Raw genomic sequence first — 23,007 nt, 5'->3', positions numbered from 1 at the left:
GGGAAGGGGAAAATTCCCGGCACGCCGTCAGCCGAGCAACCTCCGGCGGATCCCGGCCGGAGCCGTGCGAAACAGGTTTGCCATGGTCGCGGCGGTGCCAGGGAGGTCGGCACGGCCCGAGGTGAACGCGCGCTGCGCCGGGACCGGAAGATCGAAGAACAGATCGAAAAATTGCGCCGACTGGGCAGGTGACATTCCGCACAATGCACGGAGTCCGTGGCGGCGCAAGGCATGCACAGCGCGCGCTTCGGCCGGCCACAATGCCTTCCGGGCCGCGCGAGCCGCTGCCGTTGGACCCGCGTCGAACGAGTCCGCGAGAGCCTCCGCGACGCGAGACGCGAGCTGCAATGCGGTCGCGAGGCTGTAGCCAGTCGCCGGGTGCACGAGCCCGCCCGCGACCCCGAACGGCACCGCCTGGCCGCGTTTCGGCAGCGGGACGTCGAGCACGATCCGCACCCGCTCGACCCGGCCCGCGGGACGGATTCCGGCGGCCGCGAGACGCGCGTGCAGCCGCTGGGCGAGTTCGGCCACCGGAAGCCCTGGCTTGCGGGCCAGAGTCGTCTCTTCGACCAGCGCCGAGCCGTCGCCGAGGGGCAGCAGGTAGCGGAAGCTGTCCGTGCCGTCGCGCCAGTCCATGAACACCGCGGTATCGGCCGGGGCCAGCCGCTCGGCCTGATCCGCGGGCAGCACGAGCCCGTACGCGGTCTGCTCGGCACGCGGGCCACGCAGCTTGGGCGCGCCGGACGCGTCGACGAACACCGCGGCCGCCAGCCGCCGACCGTCGGCGAGCAGGACGGTCGAACCGTGCGGACCGTGTTCCGCGCCGGTCGCCTTGCCCGCGATGACCTGAACCTTCGGTTCAGCCAGCCACTCGCGCAGCCCGGCGTTGTCGAGCACCCGATACTCCCGGTCGACGCGATGCTCGCGAGTGCCGTACGCCAGCGTCGTCGCGGGAGCCGCCGCGATCGCCTTCGCCGGCAGCTCAGGGACTTCGTCCGCCCACAGTCCGTAAGTGTTCGGCCACTTTCGGTGCGGATCCGGGTCGAGCACGGCCGTTTCCAGCCCTCGCCGGGCGCACGCGGCCGCCAGCGCCCGTCCGGCCGGGCCGCCGCCCGCCACCAGCACGTCGGTCATCCCGCAATCCTGCCGGACGGGCGGATACGGTGGGACACATGGACGAGACCGATCCGAGGGCAGCGCGCCGGGACCCGGCGAACGGGGCAGGCGGGTTCACCGATCTGGCGACCAGCCCGTTCCGCGTCGACCGCGACCGGATCACCGCGTCGCCGTTCTTCGCGCGGCTCGGCGGCGTCACCCAGGTGGTCAGCGCGGGCGGGGCCGGGCTGCTGCACAACCGGCTGACGCACAGCCTGAAGGTCGCGCAGGTCGCGCGCGGGATCGCGGAGCGGATCACCGGGTCGAGCGAGTCGGCCGAACTGGCCGCGAAACTCGGCGGCTGCGACCCGGACGCGTGCGAGGCCGCCGCGCTCGCGCACGACCTCGGGCACCCGCCGTTCGGGCATCTCGGCGAGCAGACCCTGGACCGCATCGCGCGGCACCGGTTCGGCCTCGCCGACGGTTTCGAGGGCAACGCGCAGTCCTTTCGCATCATTACCACGACGGACGTGCGCGGCCCGTCCGCCATCGGACTGGACCTGACCACCGCGGTCCGCGCCGCGGTCCTGAAGTACCCGTGGGCGCGCCTGCACTACCCGCAACCGCATCCGACCGCGATGCCGAGGCCGCCCCGCGGCGCCGACGAACCCGACGACGCTCCCGGCACCGGCGCGAGCAAGTTTTCCGCCTATGTCACGGAATTGGACGACTTCGAACAGGCGCGGGCCCCGTTCGCCGGCCGGATCGAGCCGTGGCAGCAGACGGTGGAAGCGTCCGTTATGGACACTGCGGACGACATCGCGTACGCGATCCACGACCTGCAGGATTTCCACCGCATCGGCGTCCTGCAACACGCGCCCGTCGCCGCCGAATTGGGGGAGTGGCTGGCCCACGCCGTCGAACTGGCCTCTTTGGACGATGCCCGGCTGACCGCGGAAATCCGCCGCCCGGGCCGTTCCCTGGAGCGGATGCGCCGCCGAATGCACCTGAAGGACAGCTGGATCGTGGACGACGACGCCTTCGCCGCGGCTGTCGCACGAGTCCAGCGCGAACTCGTCGACGGCCTGCTCGCGGACGGCTTCGACGGCTCGACGGAAGCCGAACAAGCGACCGCCGCGTTCTCCGCGAACTGGATGGCGCGGCTGGTGGACGGCGTTTTCGTCCTGTCGTCGCCCCCGACGCGGTCCGGCCACGTCTCGCTGCGGCCCGCGCAGTGGCACGAGGTGCAGGTCCTCAAGTTCGTCCATCGGCGATTTGTGTTGCTGCGCCCCGATCTCGCCCTGCATCAGCGCGGTCAAGCCAGTCTGGTGACGACGTTGGTCGACGCGCTCGACGCCTGGCTCCTGGACCGCGACGAGGCCTCCCGCTTGCCGCGACGGCTGCACGACCTGATGGAGCTGGCGCACGGCGAGTACTCGGACCTGGCCCGGACCGCGCCGGAACTGCTCGTCGGCGCGACCGGCGAGCGAATCGAAGGCGCGGACGCCGTGCGCGGCTTGGCCCGGGGCCGGGCGGTGGTGGACTTCGTGGCTTCGCTGACGGACAAGCAAGCGGTGACGCTGCTGGACGCGTTGTCGGGGCGGTCGAGCCAGCCCTGGTCGGATTCCTTTGTGCTGTAATCAGGTTGCGGTGCCGGGTGTCTGATGAGGACAGTAGGCAGATGCCTTTGGTGATCCGGGAAGCCGGTGCCGGCGATTGGCCGGGGATCTGGCCGATCGTCCGGGACGTGGTGACCGAGCAGCAGACGTTCGCCTACGACCCGGCGATGAGCGAACCGGACGCTCGCCTGCTGTGGCTGGTGCCCGCTCCGGCGCGGGTGGTGGTGGCTGTTGACGGGGATCGGGTGCTGGGCACGGCGAACATGTACGCCAACCGGCCGGGGCCGGGGAGCCATGTCGCTTCGGGGAGTTTGATGGTGTCCCGGGACGCGCGCGGGTCGGGCGTGGGGAGGGCGTTGGTTGTCGACCTGATCGCGTGGGCGCGGCGGGCTGGGTTCGCGGCGGTTCAGTTCAATGCGGTGGTGGAGACCAATGTGCACGCGATCCGGTTGTACGAGAGTTTGGGGTTTGTGACGCTGGGGGTAGCGCCGGGGGCGTTCCAGCATCCGGTCGAAGGACGGGTGGGGTTGCGCATTATGTGGCTGGATCTGGACCGGGCGGCATGAGCAAGGCAGGCTCGGCCGAACGGCCTACGACGTCCGGCGGGCAACGGATATTGCCTGCCCAACGTCACCCCAACGGCCGTTTTTCCCGGACAGAAGTGGTACTTAGCTGGATCCAGCCGGTGATCACCGGCGTTGGCCAGCGTGAGTCGGGGCACGCGGTGTGAGATCGGAGGCGCACGTGCGTCGTACCCGTTCACCTAGAGCCTCGACAAGGACCGCCAGAAGACGGACGGGCGTGGTCGCCGCGGCGGTGCTCGCCGCCGGGCTGGCGACACCGCCCATCGCCGGCGCACAGGAGTCCACTGTGGACGCCACTGCGAAGAGTCAGATCGCGGCACTGCAGGCAGTCAAAGCAGGGCAGACCGCGACTGAGTCCAAAATAGACAGCAAGCTGCTCGTCCAGGAGAAAATGCGCACGCGGAGCCTGAGCGCCGCGGCGTTGCCGGGAATCGCCAAGACCGCGGACAAGGCGCTCGTCGACATCCGCGTCACGAAGGTAAGCGACGGGCTCGTCAACGACCTGCGCAAGGCCGGAGCCGAGGTGCGCGCGGTGTCGAGCACGGCGGCGAGCATCCGCGCCGAGGTGCCGTTGACCGCCTTGCCGGAGATCGCGCAGCGTAGCGACGTGAAGCACGTCGAGACCGCGGATCAGGCCATGACGGCGCGGCAGCGGGAAAACACCAAGGACGACAAGGAAACCAAGCAGCAGAAGGCTGACCGGATCGATCGGCAGCTCAAGGAAGCGATCGGAACCACAACGCAGGTCGTCAGCGCGGGCGACCGGGCGCACAACGCGGACGTCGCGCGCCAGCAGTTCGGCGTGACCGGCACTGGCGTGAAGGCGTGCGCGCTGTCCGACGGGGTTGATTCGCTTGAGGTTTCCCGCACCAAGGGCGAGCTTCCGGCAGTCGATGTCCTGACCGGACAAGCCGGCAGCGGCGACGAGGGCACGGCGATGCTGGAGATCATCCACGACCTCGCCCCGAACGCGAAGCTCGGTTTCGCCACGGCGTTCACCTCCGACGCGAGTTTCGCCGACAACATCCGCAAGCTGCGATTCGAAGCGCATTGCGACGTCATCGTCGACGACGTCATTTACTTCAAGGAATCCCCGTTCCAGGACTGGATCATCGCGCAAGCGGTGAACGACGTGACGGCCGACGGCGCGCTCTACTTCTCCTCCGCGGGCAACGAGGGCAACGTCGCCGACGGCACCGCGGCGCACTGGGAAGGCGACTTCGTCGATTCCGGAACCTCGATCGGCAAATACGCCGGCACGGCGCACAACTTCGCGGGCGCGGCCGGAAAGCAGGTCTTCGAGCCGATCTCGGACGCGTCGTCGGCCAACATTCCGGTGACGCTGCACTGGTCCGACCCGATCGGCGCGGCCGCCGACGACTACGACCTTTACCTCCTCGACGCGCGCGGCAACGTCGTGAGCTTCAGCCAGGATGTCCAGAACGGCACCCAGGACCCGTACGAGCACCTGGCCACTCCGCTGTTCGGCGGAACCGGACTGCGGCTCGCCGTCGTGAAGTTCTCCGGGGCCAGCCGGTATCTCTCGCTGACCGCGTTCGGCAGCCGGTTCCGCGACTCCGCGGACGGGCTCAAGGCGTACTCCACGCCGGGCGCGGTCGTCGGCCACGCCGCGGCGCGCAAGGCGTTCGCGGTCGCCGCGGCACCGGCCGAGAAGGCGTTCGGGCGGCCGCTCGAACCGGGCGACCCGGCGAACCCGACCGGACCGTATCCGGCGGCGTATTCCGCTGCCAGCAAGGCCGAACGGTTCAGTTCGGACGGTCCGCGACGCGTGTTCTACGAAGCCAACGGAACGCCGATCACGCCGGGCAACGTGTCCTCGACCGGCGGAGAAGTCCGGCAGAAGCCGGAAATCACCGCGGCGGACGGCGTGCACACCTCGGTGAGCGGGTTCGACCCGTTCTTCGGCACCTCGGCCGCCGCCCCGCACGCGGCAGCGATCGCGAGCCTGGTGCTGTCCGGCAACCCTGGACTGTCCTCTTCGGACATTCGCGAGGCCTTCCTCAAGACCGCCGTGGACATCGAAGCGCCCGGCACGGACGACCTCACCGGTGCCGGAGTGTTGTTGGCGGACAAGGTGTTGGCGTACACCGGAGCCAGCCCGCAGCCGTACGCGGAGGCCGGGCAGCCGACGGTTCGCGGCCCCAACGGCGGCAGCACGCTCAACCCTGGTGACACCGCGACCGTCACGCTGCCGGTGAAGAACAACGGCGACGGCACGGCGGTGTCCACGAGCGTCGTGCTCACTTCGCCGACCGCGGGCGTCACGATCGAGCCGCGGGCGAAGTCGTACGGCACGATCAGCCCGGGACAGACCGGAATCAACGACTTCACCGTCACGGTTCCGGCCAGCCAGCAGCTCGGCTCGCCGGTGGTGCTCAACGCGAAGGTGAGTTTCGCAGGCTCGTACTCGCCGCGCACCAGCACGTATTCGCTGTCCGTCGGCACGCCGTCGCCCGTTTCGCAGGCGTTCGCCTACGGCGGTCCGGCGGTCGCGATTCCGGACAACTCGCCGCTCGGCGCGTCGGTTCCGCTCGTGGTGAGCGGCGTCGGACCGGCGTCCAAGGTGTCGCTCTCGATTGACGGCAGCACCTGCACCACCGCGGAGAAGGCGACCACGGTCGGCATCGACCACACCTACGTCAACGACCTGGTCGGCACGCTGACCTCGCCGTCCGGCGCGACGGCGACGCTGTTCCAGAAGGGCGGCGGCAGCGGCAACAACCTCTGCCAGGTGGTGTTCGACGATTCCGCGACCAAGCTGTTCAGCTCGACCGGGTCCGCGGACGCGCCGTTCACCGGCACCTACCGCCCGGTCACGCCGCAGACCCAGGCAGGCACCTCGGCGGACGGCACGTGGACGTTCAAGGTCGTCGACACCACCGGCGGCGACACCGGTTCGATCCGCAGCGTTTCGCTGCACGTCAACGGGTACGTCGCGGCCGGGCATCCGGCGGACGTGCACAAGACGGTGACGACGGGGCCGGTGCGGCCTCAGCTCGCCTGAGAAGGACGCGGGGCCGTCGCGATGCGCGGCGGCCCCGTACCGTTTCCGGCATGGCACGGCAGGTCGCAGGCGGCGGACGGGCGGTGGAAGTCCCGCCCGAACGGCTCGACGGCTGGTTCGCGCGCTTCGCCGAACGCAACGACGGCGTGCGCACCACGCTTCTCGCCGCGACCGAAGTGCGAATCACCGCCGAAAACGGCACCACGGCCACCGCGACTGTCCCGTTTGGACCGTTGCCGACCCAGGGCGAGTACCCCGGGCTGGCCGTCGAACCACTGATCCGGCACGCACAAACGCCAAGACTGATCGCGCTGTTGCTAGTCCGCAAAGGCGGCCATTCGCTCGGACTCGCCTACGACGGCCGCGTGGTCCTCTCAAGAACCGACCGGCACCACGTGCAAGGCCGAACCGCGGCGGGCGGCTGGTCGCAGCAACGCTTCGCGCGCCGCCGCGAAGGCCAGACCCGGGCCGCCTTGCACTCGGCCGCCCAGGACGCGTACGAAGTCCTGCTTCCGAGACTGTCCGAAGTGGACGCTGTGGTGCTCGGCGGAGACCGCCGGGCGCTCGACGAACTGCGCACCGACCGCAGGCTCGCCAAGCTGTTCGACCGGGCGGAGCCGCGCGTGCTGGAGATCCCCGAACCGCGCCGCGAGGTGCTGGCCGAAGCGGCGCAGCGGGCGCGCGCCGTGGAGCTGGTGGTGAGGGATCCGACAGCAGGGCCTGAGTGAATCCGGACACGGCCGCGAAAACCGTTCGACGCCGACCCGTACACTGGGCTCGTGGTCATCAGGGCATTCGTGCGGATTCAGAGAGAATAACCGCCCGCCCCGCATCGCACGCGGTGCCGGGGCGCTCCAGCACGTCCATCTGACCGCCCCCGTCTCCGGGAGTTCTCTTGATCACGGCCACCGGCCTTGAGCTGCGCGCCGGTTCGCGCATCCTGCTCAACGGCGCCACCCTCCGCATCCAGCCCGGCGACCGCATCGGCCTCGTCGGCCGCAACGGCGCCGGCAAGACCACCTCGCTCAAAGTCCTCGCGGGCGAGGGCGAACCGCACGCCGGCGACGTCCGCCGCAGCGGCGAACTCGGCTATCTGCCGCAGGACCCGCGCGAGGGCGACCTGTCGGTCACCGCGAAGGACCGCGTGCTGTCCGCGCGCGGCCTCGACACGCTGCTGCGCGACATGGAAAAAGCCCAGACCGCGATGTCCGAGCTGGTCGACGACAAGCAGCGGGACAAGGCGATCAACCGCTACGCGCGGCTCGAGGAGCGGTTCTCCTCGCTCGGCGGGTACGCCGCGGAGAGCGAGGCGGCGCGGATCTGCTCGAACCTGGGCCTTGCCGACCGCATCCTCGCCCAGACGCTGAGCACGCTGTCGGGCGGTCAGCGCCGCCGCGTCGAGCTGGCGCGGATCCTGTTCGCCGCCGCCGAGGCGGGCGCGGGCGGCAAATCCGAGACGATCCTGCTGCTGGACGAGCCGACCAACCACCTCGACGCCGACTCGATCAACTGGCTGCGCGGCTTCCTCAAGCAGCACGACGGCGGCCTCGTGGTGATCAGCCACGACGTCGAACTGCTCGGCGACGTCGTGAACAAGGTGTGGTTCCTCGACGCCACGCGCGGCGAGATCGACATCTACAACATGAGCTGGCAGCGCTACCTCGACGCGCGCGCCACCGACGAGAAGCGCCGTCGCCGCGAGCGCGCGAACGCCGAGAAGAAGGCGTCCGCGCTGCAGGCGCAGGCCGCGAAGCTCGGCGCGAAGGCGACCAAGGCCGTCGCGGCCAAGAACATGGCCCGGCGCGCGGAGCAGATGCTCTCCTCGCTCGACGAGACGCGCCAGGCGGACAAGGTCGCCCGGATCAAGTTCCCGGAGCCGGCCTCGTGCGGGCGCACGCCGCTGACCGCGGACGGATTGTCCAAGTCGTACGGTTCGCTCGAGATCTTCACCGGCGTCGATCTGGCGATCGACCGCGGCTCGAAGGTCGTGGTGCTCGGATTGAACGGCGCCGGAAAGACGACATTGCTCCGGTTGCTCGGCGGAATGGAAACGCCGGACACCGGATCCGTCGAACCGGGTCACGGATTGCGGTTGGGCTATTACGCACAGGAACACGAAACTCTCGACCACGAAGCGTCGGTGTGGGAAAACATCCGCCATCTCGCGCCGGACACCGGCGCGCAGGAGCTGCGGAACCTGCTCGGGTCCTTCCTGTTCACCGGCGAACAGCTCGACCAGCCCGCCGGAACGCTGTCCGGCGGCGAGAAGACCCGGCTCGCACTCGCTGGACTCGTGTCCAGCCAAGCCAATGTGCTGCTGCTGGACGAACCGACGAACAACCTGGACCCGGCCAGCCGCGCACAGGTTCTCGACGCGCTGCGCAGCTTCGCCGGCGCCGTCGTGCTGGTGACGCACGACCCGGGCGCGGTCGAGGCGCTCGAACCCGAGCGCGTGATCCTGCTTCCGGACGGAACCGAGGACCACTGGTCCGCGGATTATCTTGAACTTGTCCAGCTTGCCTGACCGAGTGCGTCCGTTCGGGTGCTTACCGTGTCGGGCAAAGCACTGGAATGGCCCAATGTGATCGCGGTTTCGATCGTTTTACGGCTGTCGTCTGGCAATCCGGCGCGTAGTGTTCGATCATTGCCCCGGCAGGGGCCGCGAATGGCCCGGAACAACCACTCGGCGGGAAGGCGATCGACGTGGCTGATCTCAAGAAAGGCGCGCGGATCACCGGCAACACGCGCGACAAGCTGGCCGCTGACCTGAAGAAGAAATACGAGAAGGGCTCGAGCATCCGGGCGCTGGCCGAATCCACCGGACGGTCCTACGGGTTCGTCCACCGGGTGCTGTCGGAGTCCGGGGTCCAGCTGCGGGGGCGCGGCGGGGCCACGCGGGTCAAGAAGAAGTAGCGTCAGCGCGGCCGTTGCGCGGGGGGCGCGCGGTCGGTCCGGAGTCCCGGAAGGTCAGCGCGGCGCCGAGGAGTACCAGCGGGTACACCAGGTAGCCGTACCGGGTGGCCGGAGTGAGAAGGATCAACGCGCCGAGTCCGACGGCGGTTCGCGTCAGTGCAGCGGATCCCGTCGCGGGGGGCCGGCGTGCCAGCCAGATCAGCATCGCCACTGCCGCAAGACCCACCAGCACCAGGGAAATCGCGGTGCCCGCGGGGACGAACTGCGTGATCAGATGCCCGGGCAGCGGGCTCGCCGCGGGGGAGCGGACCGCGCCCATGCCGAGCGGGAAGCGGATCACGTGCTCGGTGAACGCGGCCGGGTTCGCCAGATACACCGGCAGATGCAGCGCGATCGTCGTCGCGGCCAGCGCGCCCGCGAAGCGACCCGTTGCGGCCCAAGGATTTTCGCCGCGCGCGCGCCGGTAAACGAAGACCGCGAGCACCGCGGCCGCGGGCGCGACGATGAGTTTCGCGCTGATCACCAGCGCCAGCACGAAACCAGTCCACCCTGGACGGTCGGACGCGGCGAGCGCGAACGTCAGCACGAGCAGGCCGACGATCGCGAGGTCCGGACCGGCTACCGCCCAGGTCAGCGCGGTGAGCGGACAGGCGATCGCGAGCTGTGCGGCGAAAACCGGGACGCGGGGCCGGTTCAGCAGCCGCCAGGACGCGTACGCGCAGAGCACCGCGGCGAGCGCGAACATCCAGCGCGCGTCGGTCAGTGCATTGAGGACCGGATTGCCGCCGAACAACGCGCGCGGCAGCCCGAAGACGGTCATCACCGGGCCGTACGGGGTGTAGTCGTTCACTTGCGGTGCGCGCCCGAGCGAGGCGAGGTCGACGTAAGGAGTTCCGTGCCGCAGCAACAGATCCGCGCTGCGTTCGATCACCCACACCTCGGGCTGCGCGGCCCAGGAGAACGGGGTGATCAGCCAGTCCGTTCCGGTCAGCCGCCGGATCACGAGCATCAGCAACGGCGCGCACATCGCGAGTACGACAACCGCGCCGATTCCGATCCAGCGCGACCCGAATTTGCCGTTAGTTTGCATTCCGCGGCGCGCGGAAATCGTCAGCCAGGCACTGTGCGCGGCGGCCAATCCGTATCCGGCGACGGCGAAATTGCCCCAGATCCGGTAGCCGTAGAACTCCGAAGCGAGCGCGGTGCCGAGCGCGAAGGCGAAGCAGCCGAGATAAAAGACGAGATCCCACGCGACGACGCGCACGGGATGAGCCGTTCCGGCCCGCGCGGGGGCCATCAGCAGTTGCACCCGCGTTTCCTCCCCGGTTCGCCGACCCCGAAACGCCAGGCTACCGAGCCCCGCCGCCTCGGCCCGCACCGCCCGGGCCCAGGTCCGTGCGGGGAACTTCGAGGGAATCGGAGTCCGTGCGGGTTCCCCTCGCGGACATCGGGAAGAATGCCGGGCGTCCCGGTGTTGTGCAGGTCATCTCCGGAAAAAAGTTCAACTAATCTAGAGGTTTTCACGAGCTGGGGGACACTCCAATGGACAACACTTGGGCGCTGCTGAGCTCCGCGATGCGGGCGGGCGACGCGCCGAAAGCGCTGACCCGGGGCACGGTCCGCCGGGTCGCGCGGTTCGCCCGGCCGCACTGGGTGCGGCTGCTGGCCTTCCTGGTGCTCACGGTGATCTCGGCGGTGCTCGCCGTGACGACGCCGGTGCTCGCGGGCAAGGTGGTCGACGCGATCGTCGGCGGGCACGAGCTGAACGTGGTGATCTGGCTGTCGGTGGTGATCGCGGTGCTGGCGATCCTCGACGCGGGGCTCGGCCTCACCGAACGCTGGCAGTCGGCGCGGATCGGCGAGGGCATCATCCTCGACCTGCGGGTCGCGGTGTTCGAGCACGTGCAGAAGCTGCCGATCGCGTTCTTCACCCGCACCCGCACCGGTGCGCTGGTCAGCAGGCTCAACAACGACGTGATCGGCGCGCAGCGCACCTTCACCGCGACTTTGTCCGGTTTGGTCACCAACGTGATCCAGCTGGTGCTGTCGCTGATCGTGATGGTGTCGCTCTCGTGGCAGGTCACGCTCGTCGCGCTGGTGCTGTTGCCGATTTTCGTACTGCCCGCCCGGCGGCTCGGCCGTCGCATGGCCGGACTGCAGCGCGAGGCCGCTCAGCTCAACGCCGGGATGACCACGCAGATGACCGAACGGTTCTCCGCGCCGGGCGCCACGCTGGTGAAGCTGTTCGGCCGGCCCCGCCAGGAGGTCGCCGACTTCGGCCTCCGCGCCGGACGCGTGCGCGACATCGGCGTGCGCACCGCGATGCTGACGCGCTGGTTCATGACGAGCCTGACGCTCGTGTCCGCGCTCGCGCAGGCGCTCGTCTACGGCCTCGGCGGCTACCTGGCGCTCACCGGGAAGCTCGAACCGGGCACCGTGGTGGCGCTCGCGCTGCTGCTGACCCGGCTGTACACACCGCTGACCGCGCTCGCGAACGTGCGGGTGGACGTGATGACCGCGCTGGTGTCGTTCGAGCGGGTCTTCGAGGTGCTTGACCTGGAGCCGATGATCAAGGAGCCCGCCGAGCCGAAGAAGCTGCCCGAGGGCGGCGTTTCGGTCGAGTTCGCCGACGTCCGGTTCGGCTACCCGGCGGCGGACAAGTTCTCGCTCGCCTCGCTGGAGGACGTGGCCACTTTGGACAGCCGAGGCGGCGAAGAGGTGCTGCACGGCGTCAGCTTCCGCGCCGAGGCCGGGCAGATGGTCGCGCTGGTCGGTTCGTCCGGCGCGGGCAAGTCGACGATCGCTTCGCTGCTGCCGCGGCTGTACGACGTGGACGCCGGTTCGGTCCGGCTGTCCGATGTGGACGTCAAGGAGCTGAGTTTCGCTTCGCTGCGCGAGACAGTCGGCGTGGTGACCCAGGACGGGCACCTGTTCCACGACACGATCCGGGCCAACCTGAGCTACGCGCGCCCGGACGTCGCGGACGAGGAGATCTGGGCCGCGCTGGAGAAGGCGCGGCTGGGCGATCTGGTGCACTCGCTGCCGGACGGACTGGACACGACCGTCGGCGAACGCGGCTACCGGCTCTCCGGCGGCGAACGACAGCGGCTCACCATCGCGCGGTTGCTGATCGCGCAGCCGAAGGTCGTGGTGCTGGACGAGGCGACCGCGCACCTGGATTCGGAATCCGAGGCCGCGGTGGGCGAAGCGCTCACCGGCGCGCTGGAAGGCCGGACGTCGCTGGTGATCGCGCACCGGCTGTCGACCGTGCGGGCGGCGGATCTGATTCTGGTGGTGGAAAACGGCGACATCGTGGAACGCGGCACGCACGAAGAGCTGCTGGCGCAGGAAGGCCGGTACGCGGAGCTGTACCACACGCAGTTCTCGGAAGAACCTGCTGCGGCCTGACCCGGGCACGGAACGGCCCCAATGTGGCATTGGGTGTATGCGACGCACCGAACGCCACATTGGGTGCGTCTGGCGCACCCAATGCCACATTGAGGTTTCTCAGTGGTGCGGTGTGTGGCGGGTTCGTTGTAGCGGCCGGGCCGTTGTGGCTCCGTTCCTGGCGAAAGTCCGTGAGGGGAACCCTGAGGGACTCAGAGTCCCTCAGGGTTCCCCTCACGGACTTTCGGCATCACGCGTCAGGGCAGCCGCGCGACGCGAGAACCCCGCGCAAACCGGGGGCTCTCGCAGGGCTGCGCGGTGGCATGCGACGCGGTCAACCCTCGCCACGCCGCTCTCCGCTCCCGCAGACGTCCTTCACGGACCTCCTCAAGGCCCACTACTGAACAACCTCATTGGGGCGCATGGAGCGGGCGTCTCTCAGCGCAGGGCGGGAACCCGAGGCTCGTACTTGGCCAGCAGCGCCGCGTTCGCCGCGTCGCCACCCTCCACATTGGAACTGCGCCACAGCGGAACGTCGAGCCCTTCGGCGGTGCCCCGGTCGTAAACCTCGGCCAGGATCAGGTTCCACAGAAACGCATTGACCACAGTGGACAGCGGCCCGGTGCGCGGCGCGGAAGCCGGATAACTGGCGTCGCCGGGAATCACCAGCGAATCCAGCACCACACTGCCTTCCTCGACCAACGTCGTGGGAGACCGGCGCGGCGCGGCGGCCACGCACGCTCGCGACGTCACCGCGATCACCGCGGCGCCCCGGCGGCGTGCGCCGGCGGCCAGTTCGACCGGGTACGGATTCACGCCGGACGTGGAGAACACGACCAGCACGTCGTCCGGCCCGGGCGCGCGTTCGGCCAGTACCTCTTCGGCGAGCCCGGAGCGGCGCTCGGTGCGCGTGCTGTGCTGCGCGCCGTGCAGCGGCAGCAGTTCCGGGTGGTACACCGGATACACGCAGGCGAGCCCGCCCGCGCGGTAGAACGTCTCGGCGACCGCCGCGAGCGAGTGCCCGGCGCCGGCGGTGAAGACCAGCGCGTCGGCCCGGATCACCCCCAGCAGCAGGTCCGCGGCGGCGGACACCTGCGCGGCGTTGGCCTCCGCTGCCGCCGCAAGCTGGTCCGAAGTGCTCTTCACGAGATCCGTGGCGCTCACCACACCTGCCCTTCCTCGCGGGTCCGGGCACCGAATCTATCGGGTGGACACGCTTCGTGGTGGATTACCGTGGAGTTGATCGAAGTGGGGGTGCCGGTGAACGGGAAACGGCAAGGCGGCCGGACGGATCCGGCGGTGCGGGTGTGGCGGGCCCCCGGGCAGACCCGCGCGGTCGCGCTCGTGTTGCACGGCGGGGCCGAACGCAGCACCGCGGTCGTCCAGCCGTGGCGGCTGGCGTATCAGCGGATGGTGCCGCTGGCCCGTTCGCTGCACCGGGCCGGAAAGCGGCACGGGCTGGAAGTCCGGCTGATGCGGAACCGGCTGTACGGCTGGAACGACCGGCTGGAAAGCCCGGTGCCGGACGCCCGCTGGGCCCTGGAACAAATCCGGGCCGACCATCCCGGGCTCCCGGTGGTCCTCGTCGGCCATTCCATGGGCGGCCGCGTCGCGCTGCGGGTCGCCGACGATCCGGCGGTGACCGGGGTGTGCGCGATGGCCCCGTGGACGCCGCAGGGCGAGCCGGTGGACGCCGTCGCGGGACGCGCGGTGCTGATCGCGCACGGCACCCGCGACCGGATGACCTCGCCCGCCGAGTCCTACGCCTTCGCCGCGCGCGCCCGCGAGGTCACCGACCTGGTGGCGCGGTTCGAGATCGCCGGGGAAGGCCATTCGATGCTGCGCCGTCCCGCGGTCTGGACCCGGCTGATGTGTGCTTTCACACTGGACCGGATCGGAGTGGGCGAGACGGACGAGACTCTCCGTCAGGCCTGGTCCCGCCCCTCCGGCGACCGGCTGCGCATCCCGGGGTAACCGGAATTCGCGGCCCGGTCGCGAGGGCGACGGGGACGAAGCGGGAATATCATGGGGAAGGGCTCGAAAGCCCGTTCGGAGGGAGTGTCTTGTCCACGTCACGAGTCGATCCGACAGTGGTCTCGCAGCCGGTGCCCGACGAATCCCGATGGCCCGGTCTCGCCACGCCGCCGCACTCGCCGTTGCGGGCGCGCGCGGCCGAGGCGCTGTTCCGGCACGCGGTGAAATCGCTGGACGTGCGCGTCACGTTCCCGGACGGCACCGTGCTCGGCGCGGGCGGCCCGGACGCGCCGGAGATGCGCATCCACCGGCCCGCGGCGTTCTTCCACCGGCTCGGCGCCGACGCGAAGATCGGCTTCGGCGAGGCGTACCTGGTCGGCGACTGGACGGCGGACGACCTGGCCGGCGTCCTCACGCCGTTCGCCGAGCGGCTGGCCACGTTGGTGCCGCCGTTCCTGCAGCGCTTCCGCCGGATCGCCGAGCGGATGCAGCCGTCCGAGGAAGAGAACACCGTCGAGGGCGCGCGGTCGAACATCCACCGGCACTACGACCTGTCGAACGACCTGTTCAGCGCGTTCCTGGACGAGTCGATGATGTACTCCTCGGCGCTGTTCGGCCCCGGGGACACGCTCACCCAGGCGCAGCACCGCAAGCTCGACAGCGTGCTCGACTACGCCGGCGTGCGCAAAGGCAGCGAGGTGCTGGAGATCGGCACCGGATGGGGCGAGCTGTCCATCCGCGCGGCCTCGCGCGGCGCGAAAGTCACGTCGCTGACCATCTCGAAGGAGCAGAAGGTGCTCGCCGACGCCCGGATCGCCGAGGCGGGCCTTTCCGACCGCGTCGACGTGCGGCTGTGCGACTACCGCGAGGCCACCGGCGAGTACGACTCGGTGGTCAGCGTGGAGATGATCGAGGCGGTCGGCGCGTCCTACTGGCCGACGTTCTTCTCCACGATCGGCAAGCGCTTGCGCCCCGGCGGGCAGTTCGGCCTGCAGGCGATCACCATGGACCACGACCGGATGCTGGCCTCGGCCAAGTCCTACACGTGGATCCACAAGTACGTCTTCCCCGGCGGCATCATCCCGTCGGTGCAGGCGATCGAGGACGGGATGCGGGAGAACACGCGGCTGAAACTGGCCGGGATGCGCGAGTTCGGCCAGGACTACGCCCGCACGCTCAAGCTGTGGCGGGACCGCTTCCAGCAGCGCTGGGACGACATCCGCGGCTTCGGGTTCGACGACGTGTTCCGGCGGATGTGGGAGTTCTATCTCGCCTACTCCGAGGCCGGGTTCCGGTCGGGGCATCTGAAGGTCCACCAGTTCGGGTTCTCCGACCCGCGCTGAGGCCGCCTCTCCCTTCCGGAACAACCCGCGTAGGGTCCCGCACGTCCAACGCAGGAGGGCCGCGCAGGACACTGTGCGGCCACGCGCACCCACCGGATCGGGGAGACAGGCCCATGACGTACGGAGGCGACGACGGCAGGCGGCGGATGCCGCCCAGGCCACCGCAGCCCCCCGCACGCCCGCGCCAGCAGCAGCGGGCGCAGATGATGCCGCTGCCGGGCAGAGGGCAGAGCCCCTACGATGCCCGCACCCGGCCGATGGGCGCGCGCGGCGAGGCCCCGCCCCCACCGCCGGGGCCGCCGCGGCAGGACCCGCCGGAGTACGGAGGCCAGCAGCCGCGGCCGCGCCGTCGCCGCCGGTGGAGCGTCGGCAAGATCCTGATGACGCTGCTCATCGTGTTCGTGCTGTTCCTCGCCGGGGTCTGGGCGTATCTGGAGTTCACCATCAACCGGGTGGACGCGATCGGCGACTACTCGGGGCGCCCGGCCGCGGCGTCGGGCACGAACTGGCTGATCGTCGGGTCGGACAGCCGCCAGGGCCTGTCCGCCGCGGACGAGGAGCGCCTGGCCACCGGTGACTCGGGCGAGGCGGGCGGGCAGCGCACCGACACCATCATGATCGCGCACATCCCGGACAATTCGACCAAGCCGACGCTGCTGAGCCTGCCGCGCGACTCGCAGGTGAAGATCCCCGGCCACGGCACGAGCAAGATCAACGCCGCGTTCGCGCTCGGCGGGCCGAAACTGCTGGTCCAGACGGTCGAACAGGCCACCGGCCTGCGCATGGACCACTACGCGGAGATCGGCTTCGGCGGCTTCGCGAACATCGTCGACGCGATCGGCGGCGTCGACATGTGCATCGACAAGGACATGAACGACCCGATGACCGGCATCGACATCAAGGCGGGCTGCCAGAAGCTCGACGGCCGCTCGGCGCTCGGCTTCGTCCGGATGCGGCACGCGGACGCGACGCCGCGCTCGGACCTCGACCGGGTGGCGAACCAGCGCAAGTTCATCGGGGCGCTGGTCAGCCAGATCGCCAGCCCCGGGACCCTGCTGAATCCGTTCGACTTCTTCCCGCTGCTGGGCTCCGCTCCGGACGCGCTGACCATGGACACCGGCGACCACGTGCACAACCTGGTGGGCCTGGCGATCGCGATGCGCGGCATTTCCTCCGACGGCGTCACGACCACGACGATGCCGATCACCGACGCGTCGGCGCAGCACTGGGACAAGAAGAAGTCCGGGCAGCTGTTCGACGCGCTGAAGAACGACACCGAGGTGCCGCCGGACGTCGTGATGCACTGACTGGGTTCGGGAAACGGCGGCCGGCTTCGCGAAATTCGCGAGCCTGCCGCCGTTTCTGCTGTCAGGATGACCGCATGGAAACTCTCACCGACGGTGTGGTCACCCTCGTTCGCTGGCGCCCGGAGCATCGGGACGCGCAGGTGGCGGCCGTGGTGGGATCCCTGGACCACCTGGCCGCGTGGATGCCCTGGGCGATCGACGGCTACGACGACGCGAAGGGCGACGAGTTCCTGACGCGCGTGGCCTCGCAATGGGAGAGCGGCGAGGAATACAACTACGCGATCTGCACGCCGGATCACGAACTCGCGGGCAGCTGCGGCTTGATGCGCCGTGGCGACGGGTGGGAGATCGGGTACTGGCTCGCGAAAACCCAGACTGGCAAGGGTTTCGTGACGCGGGCGAGTGCGTTGCTGGTGGATCTGGCTTGGCGGCTGGACGCCGCGCATGTGTTGATCAAGCACGATTCGGAGAACGCCCGCAGCGGCGCGGTTCCGGCTCGGCTGGGCTTTTCCCAGGTAGGGGAGGAGAAAGCCGAGGGGCGGATTCCGTCGGCTTGCAGCGGGGTGAATGTGGTGTGGCGGCTCGAACGGCCGAGGTGACCGTCGTCCGCCGGGGGATTCGCGGCTAGGCTGGAATTGTGGAGAAGCGCCGTGTTTCTGCTTGGTGGTATTTGCTGCCGCTCGGGTTGGCCGCGGCGACGCTTTTGTGCGGTCCGTTGGTGCGTGCGTATGGAAACGGGCTCGTCGAGCGTGCGGCGAATCCGGCGGCGGTTCCCGGAGCGGTGGTCACCCTGGAGATGCGTCCCGGGGTGACTTATCGGATCTTCCAAGAGCCGCTCGACGGTGAAATCGGTGGTGTGTGGACTTTCTCGGTGGGAAATCGGCCGACACCGGAACTGAGGGGGACAGGGGAAAGCCGCAGCGGATTCCGTAATCCGCCTCAGCAGGTGGTCTACGCCGGACGCACTTTCGTCTACGTCGATTCCCTTCTCAGCGGACGTCCGGCGACGGCGACTGTTTCGCGCGGGGGCGGTCAGTTGCTCGTCGAGGAGGCCGCGGTGTCCGGCCCCGCGGTCACCGGCGTCGCGATCATGGCCGGGGTGAGCCTGCTGGCGCTGATGCTGGTGGCCGCGGCCCGATTGCTGACCCGGCGGTTCCCTGCCCGGCCCGCGGCAGTCCGCGGCCGTCTCTCCGCTCCCCGCCGGGGATGGGCGGTCGCCGGAGCGGTGCTGGCGGTCCTGGCGAGCGTCGTGATCGCCACCTCGCCGAATGCCACGGACGGCACCGCCGGGGTCTACTGGCTCTTCACCCTCGCCGCCGCAGTGCCGGTTTTCGCGATCGGACCCCGGCAGTTCCGCGTTTCCTGTCTCGCGGCGGGCACCGCGCTCGTCGCTTTCTCCGTGATCGGGTTCTTCTGGTTCTTCGTTTACCTGCTCCCGTCCGGAATCATTCTCCTGGCGACGGGGTTCAGCACGCCGGTTATGCCTCCGCGCGCTCCCGAAGCACCTTCAGCGCCCGATCCGCGTGCGCGGTGAAGTTCAACTCGCTCTTGATCACGTCCAGCACCCGCCGGTCTTCCGCGATCACGAACGTCTGCCGTTTCGTGTGCAGGGGCAGGATTTTGCGCCACACGCCGAACTGTTTCGCCACCGTACCGTCCACATCGGACAGCAGCGGGTAGTCGAAATCGTGCTTGGCTGAAAACTCGCGCTGCTTGCCGACCGCGTCTGGGCTGATCCCGACGCGTTGTGCGCCCGCTTCGGCGAATTCCGCGGCCAGATCCCGGAAGTGACAGCTTTCCGCGGTGCAGCCGGACGTCATCGCGGCGGGGTAGAAGAACAGCACGACCGGGCCGTCGGACAGCAGGTCTGACAGGGTGCGCTCGACGCCCTGGTCGTCGGGGAGGGTGAAATCGGGGGCGAGGTCGCCAGGCTGCATCGCGGAGAGGTCCTTCCAGAGGGGGTCTTGCCCGGAGTTCGGAGCCGCCGCGGAGGCGGATGGGTCAGCTGGCGTGCCGGGCGATCATTTCGTCGACCTCGTCGCCCGTCGCGGACTCCGCCACGAACGAACCCCGGGCCGCCAGCACGCCCTGTTCTCGCAGGCGGTCCGCGTGTTCGGCGTCCCGCACGCCCTCCGCGCCGATGCGCAGCCCCAGTTCTTTCGCGCGCGTGACCAGCTGCGACAGGTGCCGCACGTCGGTCTCCGCCGGGTCCGGGCCGGCCAGTGCGTCGATCACCGGGCCGCTGAGGATCACGTGTTTGACCGGGAGCCGGTACCGCGGGATCAGTTCCAGGTCGGACGATCCGGAGATGGTGAGCACGAGCTGCGCGCCCAGTTCGGCGAGCACGGTGAACGAGTCCAGCACCTCGCCCTCCTCGTCGAACATCGACGCGCGGTCGGTGCACAGCCGCAGCGCTCGCGCGGGCAGGCGGTGCCGGTCGAGCTGGTTCTTGACCAGCAGCACCAGATCGGGGTCGATGGCGAGGCGCTTCGGCAGCCGGATGCAGACGTCCGGCGCCGCCGGGCCGTACTGCTCGCGCCAGCGCGCGGTCGCGCCCAGCGATTCCTGCAGCAGCCATTTGCCGAGCGGCACGGTCATGCCGGTGGTCTGCGCGAGCGGGTAGAACTCCTCGGGTCCGAGTTCGCCGCGTTCGGGATGGCTCCAGAGCAGCCCGGCGTTCACCGCGGCGATTTCGTCCTGCTTCGCGAGTTTGACCGTCGGCTGGTAGATCAGCGAGAACTCGCCGTTCTCCAGCGCTCCGGCGATCACCGCGCCGAGCTGGTAGCGGTTGCGGTCTCGCGCGTCGAGCTGCGGATCGAACAGCATCCACTGCGCCTTGCCCGCCTCTTTGGCGCGGTGCAGCGCGAGTTCGGCGGCGCGCAGCAGGTCGCCGTGGCTGCCCTCGTTCGCCGGGCGCACGACGATCCCGATGCTCGCGCTGACGCCGATGCCGTGCCCGTCGACGTACACCGGCTCGCTGAGTTCCTCCAGCACCTGGTCGGCCAGCACGACCGTCTTCTGCCCGGTCAGCTCCGGTCCGCGCAGCAGCACCGCGAAGCCGTCGCCGGACAGCCGGGCGACGTAGCCCTCGTGCCGGCCGGCGAACACTGACTTCAGCTTCCCCGAGATCGCCTTCAGCACCAGGTCGCCCATGCCGGCGCCGAGGCCGTCGTTGATCACCTTGAAGCCGTCGATGTCCAGGTACAGCAAGGCGATCTCGTCGGAGCTGCCCGAGCCGAGCGCGGCCTCCAGCTGGGCGTTGAACGCGGCGCTGTTGGGCAGTCCGGTGAGCGGGTCGTGCAGGTTCTGGTGGCGCAGCCGTTCGCCGAGCAGGTGCACGTCGTCGGTGTCGGCCGCCATCACCACCGGGAAGTACGTCCCGGGCCGGTCGCCGGGCAGCGACGTGATGGTGACGTTCGTGGTGAGCCCGCCGTCGCGGCTGTGGTCGAGATGCACGCCGCGGACGGTCCGGCGGGTTTCGCCGGTGAGCGGCAGCCCGTCGAAAGCGCCGCGCAGCCGCTCGGCGTCCTGCGGCCCGGCGGCGAGATCGGCGATGTGCTTGTCCCGCAACTCGATCGCGGACGTGCCGAGCAGCCGGGCCATCGCGGCGTTCGCCTCGACGACGGTTCCGGACGCGTCGGTGAGGGCGATGCCGAGCGGCGCGGAGGAGAAGAGCGCGGTGAACCGGCGCGTGGCGCCGGTGTCCTCGGGTCGCTCGGCGACCTCGCCGGCGAAGTCGAGCAGGATGCGCTCCACCTCGGCGGGAGGGAGCGTTACTCCGTTGGTGTCAGTCAGCGCCGCCGCGTACTTGCGCGCGACGTCGACCAACCCTGGCGTGGCACCAGGCTCCGGCACTCTCCACCTCTTCATACGCGGACAAAGACCAGCTCAGGCCCGGTGCGGAGGATCCGAAGACCCACACTGGGTACGAGTTGGCCGCAAGTGATGCCACGGCATCACGGACCAAACAGGGTGTCTACCGGCTGAACGAGTGATGGGCACTACACAACTGGTGACATCAAGTCACCTTGAGTACACGAAGGTGGCCTGTACTGCGGTTTTGTCTCCAGCTGTCGACCTTTCTGTCCGGCTCGGCGGCCGTCAACGATAGGCCAGCCGGGCAGGCAGCCCGTCGGCGGGCACCGGAAGCGAGACGTAGTCCCACTTGGCGACGTAGTCCTCGGGCACCGACCAGCGGTGCGCCCGCAGCAGCTCGTGCATGAGCGCCTTGACCTCCAGGCCGCCGAACTGCAGCCCGATGCACTTGTGCGCGCCGCCGCCGAACGGCATCCACGCGAACCGGTGCGATTTGTCCTCGCGGCGGTCCGGGCCGAACCGCTCGGGGTCGAAGCGGTGCGGATCGGTCCAGTGCTCGGGGGAGTAGTGGTTCAGCGTCGGCGAGACCGCGACCATCGTGCCTTCCGGCAGGTAGTGGCCGAGGACGGAAGTGTCCTTTGTGGTCTTTCGCGCCAGCGACGGCACCGGCGCGCGCAGCCGCAGCGCCTCCTTCATCACGAGATCCAGCGTTTCGAGGCTCTCCAGCGCTTCCAGGTCCGGCAGGTCGTCGCCGAGGCGCAGCGAATCCTCGCGGGCGCGTTCCTGCCATTCCGGATGTTTCGCGAGGTAGTAGGCCATCGCGCTGGCGGTGATGGTGGTCGTGTCGTGCGCGGCCATCATCAGGAAGATCATGTGATTGACGATGTCGGCGTCGCTGAACCGGTCGCCGTCCTCGGAGGCGGCGTGGCAGAGCGCGGAGAACAGGTCTTCACCGTCCGCGTCGCGCTTCGCGGCCAGGTTCTCGCCGAAATAGCGCTCCAGCGTCCGCCTGCCGCGCAAACCCGCGGCCCAGCGACCGCCAGGCACCGGATATCGCACCACGGCGGTACCGGCGCGCACAGCGGCCACGAACGCGCGGTTGATGCGCTCGGCGTCGGCGGCGGAGCGCATGCCCATGAAAACCTGCGTCGCGACGTCCAGCGTCAGCTGTTTGAACGCCCAGTACAGCTGGGGCCGGCCGGACGGCAGCGCGGCGACGCCTTCGCGCAACGCCGGGCCCATCTGCGCGACGTAACCGCGGAGCCGGTCGCGCGTGAACGCCTCCTGCATGATCCGCCGATGCAGGTGGTGCTCGCCGAAATCGAGCAGCATGAGCCCGCGCTCGAAGAACCGTTCGATGAAGAACTTCCAGCCCTCCTGGGAAAACGCCTTGTCCTTGTTCACGAGCGCGGTCTGGGTGGCGTCGGGCCCGGACAGCGTCACGATCCGCTGGCCGAACACGCCCATCCACGACACCGGGCCGAACTGCTCGAAGCGGCGCAGGCTGAAGTCGAGGCCGAACCGCATCCCGTCGAGCGTGTGGCCGATCAGCGGCGGCCCGTCGTCGCCGAGGATCGGCTTCAGGCCGCTGCCCGCCGGCGGAGCCGCGAGTTCGCGGACCGGCCAGTGCGCGCCGAGCCAGCGTTCGTCCACCTTGCGCGGCAGCGGGATCGCGGTCAGCGGCGGCATCCGGCCGCGCAGGTTTTCCGACAGCCTCGTGACGCCGTCGCTCCCGGCGTGGGCCAGGGTGCCGAGCGCGTCGGGGCCGACCCGGGCGGCCCGGCCGAGCGCGCCGCCAGTCGTCGGGATTCCCGCTTTTCCGGTCACGTCCGCCATGACGACCACCTCCCGGCAAGGGTATCGGTCGCGTCCACGGTCCCCTGTTATTGACGTTCTGACAATACCTCGCGGGGCTGCCGTTCGGGTGATCCTCGGCCCGGTGCC

The 23,007-nt window shown here is 69.7% G+C and carries 18 protein-coding genes and 1 pseudogene; 13 read left to right on the top strand and 6 right to left on the bottom strand.

The genetic code is table 11. The features are described from left to right. Positions 1–27 precede the first annotated feature (27 nt). Positions 28–1,134 (bottom strand): lycopene cyclase family protein, encoded by a 1,107-nt coding sequence (locus ABD156_RS04990; protein ID WP_344267178.1) that lies wholly within the window; start codon positions 1,132–1,134, stop codon positions 28–30. A 38-nt stretch (positions 1,135–1,172) separates the two neighbouring features. Between ABD156_RS04990 and ABD156_RS04985 the strand changes: the two genes are divergently transcribed. The 7 genes and pseudogenes from ABD156_RS04985 (at position 1,173) to ABD156_RS04960 (ending at position 9,236) form a co-directional block, all read left to right on the top strand. After that, on the top strand, positions 1,173–2,735 hold the full coding sequence (locus ABD156_RS04985) for a deoxyguanosinetriphosphate triphosphohydrolase family protein (RefSeq protein ID WP_344267176.1): 1,563 nt from the start codon (positions 1,173–1,175) through the stop codon (positions 2,733–2,735). A 41-nt stretch (positions 2,736–2,776) separates the two neighbouring features. Further along, on the top strand, positions 2,777–3,280 hold the full coding sequence (locus ABD156_RS04980) for a GNAT family N-acetyltransferase (RefSeq protein ID WP_344267174.1): 504 nt from the start codon (positions 2,777–2,779) through the stop codon (positions 3,278–3,280). Between the two features lie 235 nt (positions 3,281–3,515). After that, entirely contained in the window at positions 3,516–6,323 is a 2,808-nt protein-coding gene (locus tag ABD156_RS04975) for a S8 family serine peptidase (RefSeq protein ID WP_344267172.1), read from the top strand. A 50-nt stretch (positions 6,324–6,373) separates the two neighbouring features. Next, positions 6,374–7,051, top strand: coding sequence for an acVLRF1 family peptidyl-tRNA hydrolase (locus ABD156_RS04970; RefSeq protein ID WP_344267170.1), 678 nt, complete (start codon positions 6,374–6,376; stop codon positions 7,049–7,051). A gap of 158 nt (positions 7,052–7,209) precedes the next feature. Beyond that, a pseudogene (locus ABD156_RS47790) lies at positions 7,210–7,797 on the top strand (ATP-binding cassette domain-containing protein); the annotation flags it as partial. A 75-nt stretch (positions 7,798–7,872) separates the two neighbouring features. Beyond that, the gene (locus ABD156_RS47785; RefSeq protein WP_370940503.1) at positions 7,873–8,847 is read left to right on the top strand and encodes an ABC-F family ATP-binding cassette domain-containing protein; all 975 of its coding nucleotides are present in this window, start codon (positions 7,873–7,875) and stop codon (positions 8,845–8,847) included. 179 nt (positions 8,848–9,026) lie between these two features. Beyond that, positions 9,027–9,236 (top strand): helix-turn-helix domain-containing protein, encoded by a 210-nt coding sequence (locus ABD156_RS04960; protein ID WP_003071237.1) that lies wholly within the window; start codon positions 9,027–9,029, stop codon positions 9,234–9,236. Here the strand turns inward: ABD156_RS04960 and ABD156_RS04955 are convergent. Then, the gene (locus tag ABD156_RS04955) at positions 9,223–10,533 is read right to left on the bottom strand and encodes a glycosyltransferase 87 family protein (protein ID WP_344268466.1); all 1,311 of its coding nucleotides are present in this window, start codon (positions 10,531–10,533) and stop codon (positions 9,223–9,225) included. The two genes, ABD156_RS04960 and ABD156_RS04955, sit on opposite strands and share 14 nt — an antisense overlap. A gap of 245 nt (positions 10,534–10,778) precedes the next feature. Here ABD156_RS04955 and ABD156_RS04950 point away from each other — a divergent pair, with 245 nt between their 5' ends. Beyond that, entirely contained in the window at positions 10,779–12,644 is a 1,866-nt protein-coding gene (locus ABD156_RS04950) for an ABC transporter ATP-binding protein (protein ID WP_344267141.1), read from the top strand. A 417-nt stretch (positions 12,645–13,061) separates the two neighbouring features. Here ABD156_RS04950 and ABD156_RS04945 read toward each other — a convergent pair whose 3' ends face one another. Beyond that, positions 13,062–13,790 carry a sugar isomerase domain-containing protein gene (locus ABD156_RS04945; RefSeq protein ID WP_344267139.1) on the bottom strand — a complete coding sequence of 243 codons (729 nt, stop codon included), beginning with the start codon at positions 13,788–13,790 and terminating at the stop codon, positions 13,062–13,064. Positions 13,791–13,856: 66 nt separating this feature from the next. On the opposite strand from ABD156_RS04945, the gene ABD156_RS04940 reads away from it, so the two are divergent. From ABD156_RS04940 to ABD156_RS04920, 5 genes are all read left to right on the top strand, one after another. Continuing rightward, positions 13,857–14,597 carry an alpha/beta hydrolase gene (locus ABD156_RS04940; RefSeq protein ID WP_344267136.1) on the top strand — a complete coding sequence of 247 codons (741 nt, stop codon included), beginning with the start codon at positions 13,857–13,859 and terminating at the stop codon, positions 14,595–14,597. 89 nt (positions 14,598–14,686) lie between these two features. Then, entirely contained in the window at positions 14,687–15,940 is a 1,254-nt protein-coding gene (locus ABD156_RS04935) for a class I SAM-dependent methyltransferase (protein ID WP_344267134.1), read from the top strand. 113 nt (positions 15,941–16,053) lie between these two features. Beyond that, on the top strand, positions 16,054–17,247 hold the full coding sequence (locus tag ABD156_RS04930; RefSeq protein ID WP_344267131.1) for an LCP family protein: 1,194 nt from the start codon (positions 16,054–16,056) through the stop codon (positions 17,245–17,247). 74 nt (positions 17,248–17,321) lie between these two features. Next, positions 17,322–17,846 carry a GNAT family N-acetyltransferase gene (locus ABD156_RS04925; RefSeq protein ID WP_344267128.1) on the top strand — a complete coding sequence of 175 codons (525 nt, stop codon included), beginning with the start codon at positions 17,322–17,324 and terminating at the stop codon, positions 17,844–17,846. Between the two features lie 38 nt (positions 17,847–17,884). Further along, the gene (locus ABD156_RS04920) at positions 17,885–18,781 is read left to right on the top strand and encodes a hypothetical protein (RefSeq protein WP_344267125.1); all 897 of its coding nucleotides are present in this window, start codon (positions 17,885–17,887) and stop codon (positions 18,779–18,781) included. Here ABD156_RS04920 and ABD156_RS04915 read toward each other — a convergent pair. The 3 genes from ABD156_RS04915 to ABD156_RS04905 form a co-directional block, all read right to left on the bottom strand. Continuing rightward, positions 18,726–19,184 carry a peroxiredoxin gene (locus ABD156_RS04915; RefSeq protein ID WP_344267122.1) on the bottom strand — a complete coding sequence of 153 codons (459 nt, stop codon included), beginning with the start codon at positions 19,182–19,184 and terminating at the stop codon, positions 18,726–18,728. The two genes, ABD156_RS04920 and ABD156_RS04915, sit on opposite strands and share 56 nt — an antisense overlap. Positions 19,185–19,248: 64 nt before the next feature. Continuing rightward, entirely contained in the window at positions 19,249–21,102 is a 1,854-nt protein-coding gene (locus tag ABD156_RS04910; RefSeq protein ID WP_344267119.1) for a putative bifunctional diguanylate cyclase/phosphodiesterase, read from the bottom strand. Positions 21,103–21,348: 246 nt separating this feature from the next. Further along, entirely contained in the window at positions 21,349–22,752 is a 1,404-nt protein-coding gene (locus ABD156_RS04905; protein ID WP_377928215.1) for a cytochrome P450, read from the bottom strand. Positions 22,753–23,007: the final 255 nt, after the last annotated feature.

This window comes from Amycolatopsis albidoflavus, assembly GCF_039525725.1.
GTDB lineage: Bacteria > Actinomycetota > Actinomycetes > Mycobacteriales > Pseudonocardiaceae > Amycolatopsis > Amycolatopsis albidoflava.
This window is presented reverse-complemented; position numbering and strand designations above follow the sequence as displayed.

Excerpts from the sequence above, each read along its gene's own strand:
- ABD156_RS04985 (WP_344267176.1), top strand. The coding sequence starts at position 1,173 with ATGGACGAGACCGATCCGAGGGCAGCGCGCCGGGACCCGGCGAACGGG.
- ABD156_RS04930 (WP_344267131.1), top strand. The coding sequence starts at position 16,054 with ATGACGTACGGAGGCGACGACGGCAGGCGGCGGATGCCGCCCAGGCCA.
- ABD156_RS04915 (WP_344267122.1), bottom strand. The coding sequence starts at position 19,184 with ATGCAGCCTGGCGACCTCGCCCCCGATTTCACCCTCCCCGACGACCAG.
- ABD156_RS04925 (WP_344267128.1), top strand. The coding sequence starts at position 17,322 with ATGGAAACTCTCACCGACGGTGTGGTCACCCTCGTTCGCTGGCGCCCG.
- ABD156_RS04980 (WP_344267174.1), top strand. The coding sequence starts at position 2,777 with ATGCCTTTGGTGATCCGGGAAGCCGGTGCCGGCGATTGGCCGGGGATC.
- ABD156_RS04970 (WP_344267170.1), top strand. The coding sequence starts at position 6,374 with ATGGCACGGCAGGTCGCAGGCGGCGGACGGGCGGTGGAAGTCCCGCCC.
- ABD156_RS04990 (WP_344267178.1), bottom strand. The coding sequence starts at position 1,134 with ATGACCGACGTGCTGGTGGCGGGCGGCGGCCCGGCCGGACGGGCGCTG.
- ABD156_RS04955 (WP_344268466.1), bottom strand. The coding sequence starts at position 10,533 with ATGGCCCCCGCGCGGGCCGGAACGGCTCATCCCGTGCGCGTCGTCGCG.
- ABD156_RS04950 (WP_344267141.1), top strand. The coding sequence starts at position 10,779 with ATGGACAACACTTGGGCGCTGCTGAGCTCCGCGATGCGGGCGGGCGAC.
- ABD156_RS04905 (WP_377928215.1), bottom strand. The coding sequence starts at position 22,752 with ATGCCGCCGCTGACCGCGATCCCGCTGCCGCGCAAGGTGGACGAACGC.